This is a genomic window from Sulfuricella sp. T08 (assembly GCF_000971475.1).
Taxonomy (GTDB): Bacteria; Pseudomonadota; Gammaproteobacteria; order Burkholderiales; family Sulfuricellaceae; genus Sulfuricella.
Genome location: NZ_DF967587.1, coordinates 1 through 960, shown reverse-complemented (window position 1 = coordinate 960; position 960 = coordinate 1). Strand labels below are relative to the sequence as shown.

The 960-nt window shown below is 49.2% G+C and carries 1 protein-coding gene; it reads right to left on the bottom strand.

Going from position 1 to position 960, the window contains the following annotated elements:
• Positions 1 to 307: 307 nt before the first annotated feature.
• A partial coding sequence (locus SCT_RS16405) for an Ig-like domain-containing protein (RefSeq protein ID WP_189799687.1) occupies positions 308 to 960 on the bottom strand: 653 nt, incomplete at its 5' end.

The following is a 960-nucleotide window of genomic DNA, read 5'->3' as shown; positions in this document are numbered from 1 at the left end:
GTATCGATAAATAGGAGAACCCGGCACTTATCATGAAAATGGCTGAATCAAATGCAAGTAATTGATCGACTCGTCCGATAGGCATCTTTAAGCCGATTAACTTCACAATGCTGATAACGGTCATGCAAACCCCGATCATCGTGGCGGAAGTCGGAAGGATATGCGAGGAAAGATTGGATCTCACGGTGAAATTCCTATCGCTGATGCGTTATAAATTTAACATTTAAGGACAACTAATTTATTGAATTTTTGCCATACATGCTAATTGTCATTAGCATGTATGGCAAAAACCTTAGATCTTAGATAATCAGTATTTTGCCGACCTTGCAAAGCTGCCGATCAACAACAATCCAGAGCCAAGCAACAGAATCCCCCACTGGGGTAATACGGGAATATCATTATCCGGCAGCGCGGCCACAGTTTCGTTGAATGCAGTCATAGTGGTGCTCCCTGCGTTGTTTGCATCGCCAGAGTAAATCGCTGTGATTGAATCGCTGCCCACAACCGTCAACAGGGTCGTTGTCAGTGTCGCCACACCGTTAATTAATTGCACCGGCGAACCGAAGTTCGCGCCATTTACCTGAAACTGCACAGTCCCTGTTGGCGAATTTCCCGTCACTGTCGCAGTGAATGTAATGGATTCCCCCTGGAAAACTGTGGCTGGCGACGCGCTAATGATCACTGCACTTTGGGTGAGTAAGGCAGTGGCGGCGACATCAAAGCTGCCAAAGCCAGTCGTGTAGTCCCAGCCTGTCGTCGCGCCGTAACCTCCGTTGGACCCTGAGGTCACATCATGGAACGCGGGCGTATTTTGGGCTCCTCGACTATAGATCCATGAAGCCGGAAAACCGAGCCTGGCGTGGTTAGCCGATTGTATGCGTGCCCAACTGCCGACAAAAAGTGGCGACGCCAAGCTGGTGCCGCCGTATTGCTGAAGCTGGCCGTTAACAACGATAATTG